7 protein-coding genes and 2 pseudogenes are annotated in these 6,991 nt (G+C 68.8%); 1 reads left to right on the top strand and 8 read right to left on the bottom strand.

What is annotated here, in order from left to right:
• Positions 1-475 precede the first annotated feature (475 nt).
• The 3 genes and pseudogenes from C8P66_RS22100 to C8P66_RS24575 form a co-directional block, all read right to left on the bottom strand.
• Positions 476-1,255 (bottom strand): glucose 1-dehydrogenase, encoded by a 780-nt coding sequence (locus C8P66_RS22100; protein ID WP_111400461.1) that lies wholly within the window; start codon positions 1,253-1,255, stop codon positions 476-478.
• Between the two features lie 37 nt (positions 1,256-1,292).
• The gene (locus C8P66_RS22095; RefSeq protein WP_111400460.1) at positions 1,293-2,549 is read right to left on the bottom strand and encodes an ABC transporter substrate-binding protein; all 1,257 of its coding nucleotides are present in this window, start codon (positions 2,547-2,549) and stop codon (positions 1,293-1,295) included.
• A 392-nt stretch (positions 2,550-2,941) separates the two neighbouring features.
• Positions 2,942-3,433: pseudogene (locus C8P66_RS24575) on the bottom strand (transposase); the annotation flags it as partial.
• A 340-nt stretch (positions 3,434-3,773) separates the two neighbouring features.
• Between C8P66_RS24575 and C8P66_RS22085 the strand changes: the two are divergent.
• Positions 3,774-4,067 (top strand): annotated as a pseudogene (locus tag C8P66_RS22085) (transposase); the annotation flags it as partial.
• Positions 4,068-4,075: 8 nt separating this feature from the next.
• Here C8P66_RS22085 and C8P66_RS23675 read toward each other — a convergent pair.
• The 5 genes from C8P66_RS23675 to C8P66_RS22065 form a co-directional block, all read right to left on the bottom strand.
• On the bottom strand, positions 4,076-4,258 hold the full coding sequence (locus tag C8P66_RS23675; RefSeq protein WP_146423030.1) for a hypothetical protein: 183 nt from the start codon (positions 4,256-4,258) through the stop codon (positions 4,076-4,078).
• A gap of 26 nt (positions 4,259-4,284) precedes the next feature.
• The gene (locus C8P66_RS22080; protein ID WP_111400458.1) at positions 4,285-4,557 is read right to left on the bottom strand and encodes an alpha/beta fold hydrolase; all 273 of its coding nucleotides are present in this window, start codon (positions 4,555-4,557) and stop codon (positions 4,285-4,287) included.
• A gap of 123 nt (positions 4,558-4,680) precedes the next feature.
• Complete coding sequence (locus C8P66_RS22075) at positions 4,681-5,103, bottom strand: alpha/beta fold hydrolase (RefSeq protein WP_111400457.1); 423 nt, start codon at positions 5,101-5,103, stop codon at positions 4,681-4,683.
• 67 nt (positions 5,104-5,170) lie between these two features.
• Complete coding sequence (locus tag C8P66_RS22070) at positions 5,171-6,115, bottom strand: alpha/beta hydrolase (RefSeq protein ID WP_111400456.1); 945 nt, start codon at positions 6,113-6,115, stop codon at positions 5,171-5,173.
• Complete coding sequence (locus C8P66_RS22065; RefSeq protein ID WP_111400455.1) at positions 6,112-6,900, bottom strand: LLM class flavin-dependent oxidoreductase; 789 nt, start codon at positions 6,898-6,900, stop codon at positions 6,112-6,114. Before C8P66_RS22065 ends, C8P66_RS22070 begins: the two co-directional genes overlap by 4 nt.
• Positions 6,901-6,991 lie beyond the last annotated feature (91 nt).

The following is a 6,991-nucleotide window of genomic DNA, read 5'->3' as shown; positions in this document are numbered from 1 at the left end:
CCGGTACAGCCGGCGCCTTCGCCTTCGCCTTCGCCACCCCCGGCCCCGCCGCGGCCGGCAGTCGTCGCGCCACCCATTCCGGAGCCGCTGCCCACACCCTCCGCGGGCGGCAGCAGCTTCCACAATGCGCGCACCGCCAACGAGATGCTCAAGGCGCAGGAGCGCAAGCTCCGGCTCGATGAGCGTCGCGGCCAACTGGTCGAGAAGGCGCGCGCGCTTGCCCTGGCACTGGGCGCCCGCGAAAAACAGCTGAGCGTCAAGCCACCCAGAACAGGGTGCCGAAGCTGCGCTTACAGAGAATCAGCACTCGACGCCATCAGCAAGGCGTTTCGCAGAGGTCTCCTGTGGTGCGGCTTGCCCGGGTGCTAGATCGGACGCCGCACGGAGGCGCACAAAGAACGCAGCCACGTTTGATGCCGCCGGGTCTTCGGGCATCTGCCTCCTCAAGTGCGGCCTTCGCTAGGGAAACTGTTCCCTAGCGCGTAGGACTTGCCCCACGCCCGCCGTCGATCAGGTACTGTCCGCCCGTGATGCTCGCGGCGAGATCGGAACTGAGAAAGAGCACAAGGTTCGCGATCTCCTCGGGCGTGGAGTAGCGACCGATCGGGATCGACGATTGGTACCGTTCCCGCGCGTTGTTGCTGCCGCCAGGGCTCGATTGCTCTTCCAGCGAGTGGATCATCCTGGTGTCCGTAGGGCCTGGGCAGACCGCGTTCACCCGGATGGCGTAGCGTCCATACTCGGTCGCAGCGGTCCGGGTCAGTCCGATCACGCCGTGCTTGGAGGCGACGTACGCGGAAAGGCCAGGCGACCCCGCGACGCCGGCTGTCGAAGCCGTGTTGACGATGGAACCGCCCTTCTGGCGCAGCATGACCGGGATGACATGCCTGAGGCCGAGGAAGACGCCCTTCAGATTCACCGCGATGACGGCGTCGAAGACTTCCTCGTCGTACTCACCTGTCAGGCAGACCTTTCCCTCGATGCCAGCGTTGTTGAAGAAGCAGTCTATGGTGCCAAAAGCATCCAAGGCTGCCTTCACGTAGCCCTCTACATCGGCCGACTTCGTGACATCGGCCCGCACGAAGCGAGCGTCGCGGCCAGTGCTCCGCACCAGCTTGGCCGTCTCCTCCCCGGCGGACGCATCGCTATCCACGACGACAACACGCGCACCCATTTGCGCGAACGCTAGAGATGTGGCCCGCCCGATGCCGCCGCCGCCGCCGGTGATGAGAGCGACCTTCCCCTTGAACTCCATGGACAACTTCCTTCGACCTTTTGATTGTTCGCTGCCGTCAGCCTCGCACGAGCGGGCAGCCACCTTCGCTCATGGGACGGAACGCTTCTTCCGGAGGCACCACTGCGACCGTCTTCAGCAGATCCCAGGAATGTCGACTTTCTGCGGGTGTCTTCGCCTCCAGGATGTAGGCCGGGTGCATCTTGCGGCCGTCGTCCCGGATAGTGCCTGCGCCGAAGCAGTCGTCGTCGGTAGGCATCGCCTTCATGCGTGCGACGGTCGCTCTGCCGTCCCGCTTGGCCTCGGCGACACCCATATCCGCAGCGACCTTCAGGTAATGCAAGACGGCGGAGTAGATGCCCGCTGTTCCCATATTGGGGTATAAATTCGGCGTCTTTGGATGCACACGCGCCTGCCAGGCGCGCGTCCGATCATTCAGGTCCCAGTAGTACGAAGCCGCGATCTGCATGCCCTGCGCCGTCTCCAGCCCGAGCCCATGGATGACCGTGTCGTACGTGAGCATACCAACGATCTTCATGCTCCTGTCCAGGCCGAATTCGCGAGCCTGCTTGACCGTGTTGATCAGATCCGCGCCCGCGTTGCAGATGCCCAGGACTTTGGCGCGGGAGGATTGCGCGCGCAAAAGGAAGGACGAGAAATCGGAGGTGCCGGGGAATGGATGGAAGACGCTGCCAGCCACCCTTCCACCCTTTGCCTGCACCACCGCTGCGGTGTCCCGCGCCATCTGGTGTCCGAACGCGTAGTCCGCACCGAGGAAGAACCAACTGTCCTGGCCCTGAGCCAGCAATGCCGACCCCAAGGATCGCGCAAGCATCGCGGTATCCCAGACCCAGTGGATGGTGTTCGGGCTGCAGGATGTGCCGGTGAGTTCGCTGGTTCCCGGTTCGGTAGCGAGGAAGACCTTGTTCTTCTCACGCGCCATTCCGTTGATCGCGAGCGCGGTTGCCGAAGTCGAGACATCCACCAGCGCGTCGACGCCATCCTGATCGAACCAGCGACGCGCCGTGGCAGCGGCGACGTCGGTCTTGTGCTGGTGGTCGGCGACCAGGACATCCACGTCCCAGCCACGCGCAGAGACGCCGAAATCTTCCAGCGCTTGGCGCGCACAAGCCTCCGCCGGACGGCTAAGATCCGCATAAGGCCCAGAGAGATCCGTGATAATGCCAAGACGCAACTTCGGCCTATCCGGCTCGCGCCCCTGCGCCCTCGCGGAGCGTTCGGGCATTGCGGCCGTCGCGGCGGCGAGCGCCGCGCCGCCGAGCAATGCGCGGCGACTGCCGTTGGTGAAGTTCATTGTTTCCTCCTCGCTGACCGGTCGACACAGCCGATCTCGCTGTTGATGAGTGTCTTGGAAATGCCGTTGAATCGAGTGTCTCAACCGAGCGCGTCTGCCTCCGACGTATCTGCTGCGCATGGTGGTTGTCAACGAAGTTGTCCGCTGGGATGTGGTGAGCCGTCTCTGATTTCCGGCGTCGCCGGCGCGGCCGCGCGGCGTGCGCGGGCCTGCCTGGGGCACGGAGGATATGAGGGACGGCGCGACGGACATCAGCTGGCGTGCCGCTCGACCTGGAGAGACGGTGCCACGGTGCTCGCTGCGGCCCGACGAGAGCCAGGTCGGGACGGGAAAGCAGGCGCGCCAGTCGAACTGGAAAGCAGCGCTTCACCATCGCCGGCGGCGGCAGGGACAGTGCGATCCGGGTTCAGCGTCACCGGCCCGATCGGCTGCCAGTTGCGTGTCGGCCCCGTCCAGCGCGACGGGTTGGCCGCCCGCGCCCCCGCATAGACCGCCGCCCGCCCATTCAGGATCGCCACCTCGATCCCGCTGTGGCGCATCTGCGGCGTCACGAAGCGGATCCCGCTATGGCGATGCTCCGTGTTGTACCACCGCACGAAGCCCTCGACCCAAGCCTGCGCCTCGCTCTTGCTGGCAAAGCCCTTCGAGGGCCAGCTTGGGCGATACTTGCACGTCCGGAACAGCGCCTCCGAGAACGGGTTATCGTCGCTCACCCGCGGCCGGCTGTACGAGGCGATCACGCCCAGACGTTCCAGCGTCGCCTTCATCGTCGCCGCCTTCATCGGGCTGCCGTTGTCCGCGTGCAGGACCAGCGGCGTCAGCACGCAGCCCTCGGCCAGCACCGCCTTGCGCACGAGTTCGGCCGCCAGATCGGCGCTCTCTCGCTCACACCAGCGCCTGACCGTCCTGGCATCGATGCCGAGTTCCGTGCAGGCCAGAGACTGCCGGGCGCCAGCGGTGGCAGCCTCGCCGATCAGCGTCATGGCGTTCTGGCGATCCAGGGTGCTGATCATGCGTCCTCGCCGTCCCCCCAGATCGCCGCGGCTTTTTTTCTGAGGACCAGCAGCGCCGCCGCCTCGGCCATCCCAGAGCACCACAAAGCCGTTGTGCCACAGGGTGAATCATCCGACCCCGAGCCGGGGCAAGCACTTTTGGGTCAGGCTCTGAGAGGGGGACGACCATGGATCCGACCGTCCTCGCCTGGGCGCTCGCCCAGTCTGTCGGCAGGACCGCGACGCCTTGCTGACCTTCTACGACTTCCCCGCCGAGCATTGGGATCACCTGCGCACCTCGAACCCCATCGAGAGCGTGTTTGCCACCGTGCGGCACCGGACGGTGCGGACCAAGGGCGCGCTGTCGCAGGACACCGCCCGGCTGATGGTCTTCAAGCTGGTCATGGCCGCCGCCAAAACCTGGCACAAGCTGAAGGGCGAAAACCACTTGCCCAAGGTCATCCAGGGCGTCACATTCAAGAATGGCGTCGAGGTCATCCATACGCCAGCACAACACGCCGCCTGATCACCGCGTCACCCAGATTCCAGCATAGCTCTCTCGATCCCGCCGCGCGACGCGGCGGCGGAGGAGGCGCTGCTGCGCGAGGTCGCCCGGCAGGTCACCGGCATCGTCGTCACCGGCCCGCACCAGGCGCTGGCGGCGCGCGAGGAGGCGGTGCGGCAATTGCTGCGCGACTGCCAGCAGGCGTTCCGCACGGCGGTACCGGTGGGGTAGCGCCGCCTCAGGCCGCGGCGAGGAAGCCGAGCACCGCGCGGTTGAAGGCCTCCGGATTGTCGTGGTTCAGCCCGCGTGCGGCCATCGGGATGGTCTCGCGCCGGGCCTGGGGCATGTGCCGTTCCAGCGCGTCCAGGATGGCGCCGAACTGCGGCTGGCGGCGGTCGTCGCCGAGCAGCAGGGTCGGCACGCGGATCGCCTCGGCGGCGGCGCGGGAGAAGGGCGCGCGGCGCTCGTCGACCTGGCCGAGCAGGGAGCGGGCATTGTCGCGGCTGATCATCTTGCGGTGCTCCGGCCGCCGGTCCCAGGCGCCGGGGCCGCCGGTGTGCTCGGCGATGCGGGCGAGGCTGGCCTCGGTCTCGCCGGCGGCGATCAGCGCGGCACCCGCGGCGAAGGCCCCGGCCTACCGGCCGCCGGCGGGGGCGCCGCCGAGGCTCGCATCCAGCTCGCCCCCGGGCTCGGCCAGGACCAGCGCATCCAGCAGCTCCGGGTGGCGCTCGGCCAGGCGGAAGGCGATGTGGCCGCCGCGCGAATGCCCGAGCAGCCGCACCTTCCCGGCGCCGAGCCCCCTGATGAAGCCGGCCAGATCGGCGACATGGCGGTCGATGGTGAAATCGCCGCCCTCCTGCCAGCCGCCGGGCCAGCAATGCCGCATGCTCAGCGCGATGACGTGCCAAGCGGCGCCGAGGGGTTCCATCTGCGGCGCGAAGCTGCGCTGGTCGCCGAGCGTGCCATGCACCAGCAGCAGCGGCGCGCCCTGGCCGGCCTCGGCATAGGCCATCTCGGCATAGGCCATGGGGTAGCCTTCGACATCAAGGCTCGGCATCGGCAGTCCTCACGCAGCGCTGCGGGCATCCTGCACGCCTCGCACGGCGGGGCCAATCGGGGGGGGCTCAGCCCGCCAGCCCCGCCCTCAGCGCGGCCGCCACCCGATCGAGCGCTGCGCCGGAGGCGGCGATGGCCTTGCCCATCGGCAGGAAGCCATGGATCAGCCCCGGCACGCGCCAGAGGGTGACCGGGATGCCGGCCTCGACCAGCCGCAGGGCGAAGGCCTCGCCCTCGTCGCGCAGCGGGTCATGGCTCGCCGTCAGCACATAGGCCGGCGGCAGCCCGGCCAGCGAGGCGGCGCGCAGCGGCGAGGCACGCCAGTCCGCGGCCTCGCCCGGATGGTTCAGGTAGTGGTCGCGGAACCACACCATGTTCGCCCGGGTCAGCAGGTGGCCTTCGCCGAAGCTGCGATGCGAGCCGGTGTCCATCGCAAAATCGGTGGCCGGGTAGAGCAGGAGCTGGAAGGCGATCGCCGGGCTGCCGCCGGCCTCGCGCGCCAGCAGGCATGCGGCCGCCGCGAGGTTGCCGCCCGCGCTGTCCCCGCCCACGGCGAGGCGCGTGGGGTCCAGGCCCAGGGCCAGCGCCTCGGCCGCCAGCCATCGCGTCGCGGCGAAGGCATCGTCCAGCGCCCCGGGGAATTTGTGTTCCGGGGCCAGGCGGTAGTCCACCGCCACCACCACGCAGCCGCTGCGCCCGGCGAGATGGCGGCAGACCCCGTCATGCGATTCCAGATTGCCCAGCACCCAGCCGCCGCCATGGAAGAAGGCCAGGGCAGGGCTGCCACTGGCCGGCGCCGTGGCGGGCCGGTAGAGCCGCAGCGGGATGGCGCCATGCGGGCCGGGAATGGCGATGTCGCGCACCTCGGCGACCGGCATCGGCGCGGGCATGGTCGCCTCGCGCCCGGCCATATAGGAGGCGCGGGCTTCCTCCGGGCTCAGCGCGTCCCAGGGCGGGCGTGCGGCGCTGGCGATCGCCTCCAGCATCTGGGCTGCGTCGCGGTCCAGCATCATCCCGGCTGCTCCTCACAGGCCTTCGCCGCATAGCCGAAGAAGCGGAAGCCGTCCAGGCCGCGGCGGATCGCCTCCTGCTCGTCCTCGTGCACCGACATGCCGCTGACCAGCGCGATGTTCGGGTTCACCGTATGGCCCCGCGGCACGCAGTCCTCGGAGCGGATGATGTCGTAGTATTCCTCCACCCATTTGGCCGCCTGCTCCGGGGCGACGAAGGCGAAGGTCAGCGCGCCCATGCCGTTGCGCGCGGCGCGGTGGATGCTCTCGCGCCGCGAGCAGGCCATCCACATCGGCGGATGCGGGCGCTGCACCGGCTTGGGCAGGATGTTGCGGCAGGGCATCTCGAAGCTGGCGCCCCGGAAACCGGGATAAGGCGTCATCGCCAGCATGTTCGCGGCCTGCTCCGTCGCCTCGGCCCAGAGCGCGGTCTTCTCCTCCGGCTTCACCCCGAAGCCGCCCATCTCCATCGCCGTGGCGCTCTCGCCGGTGCCCCATTCGACGCGGCCGTTGGCGACGAGGTCGAGCGTCGCGATGCGTTCGGCCGCCCGCGCCGGGTGGTTGTAGGGCGGCGCCATCAGCATCACGCCATGGCCGAGGCGGATGCGCTTCGTGCGCTGCGAACAGGCGGCGAGGAAGACCTCGGGCGCCGAGGAATGGGAATATTCCTCAAGGAAATGATGCTCGATTGCATGGCGGCTTCCCTCCGCAACTTTGCCCCACCGTGGCGGTGCGGCGGCGGTGGGGCAACGCGCTGCGGGCGAGGACCAGCTTTCCGCCGACCGCAAAGCCGGTGCGAGGCGCGCCCGGCCCCGCGCGGCCGCGGCATCATGGCCGGGCGCGCCGGCCTTGCAATCCGGGGGCGGGCAGGATCATGCT

It is taken from the genome of Humitalea rosea (assembly GCF_003253705.1).
Classification (GTDB): Bacteria; Pseudomonadota; Alphaproteobacteria; order Acetobacterales; family Acetobacteraceae; genus Humitalea; species Humitalea rosea.
This window is presented reverse-complemented; position numbering and strand designations above follow the sequence as displayed.

Bases quoted from the DNA above. Each gene is read 5' to 3' on its own strand.
- C8P66_RS22075 (WP_111400457.1), bottom strand. From the start codon at position 5,103: ATGCCGAGCCTTGATGTCGAAGGCTACCCCATGGCCTATGCCGAGATG.
- C8P66_RS22070 (WP_111400456.1), bottom strand. From the start codon at position 6,115: ATGATGCTGGACCGCGACGCAGCCCAGATGCTGGAGGCGATCGCCAGC.
- C8P66_RS22095 (WP_111400460.1), bottom strand. From the start codon at position 2,549: ATGAACTTCACCAACGGCAGTCGCCGCGCATTGCTCGGCGGCGCGGCG.
- C8P66_RS22100 (WP_111400461.1), bottom strand. From the start codon at position 1,255: ATGGAGTTCAAGGGGAAGGTCGCTCTCATCACCGGCGGCGGCGGCGGC.
- C8P66_RS22080 (WP_111400458.1), bottom strand. From the start codon at position 4,557: ATGATCAGCCGCGACAATGCCCGCTCCCTGCTCGGCCAGGTCGACGAG.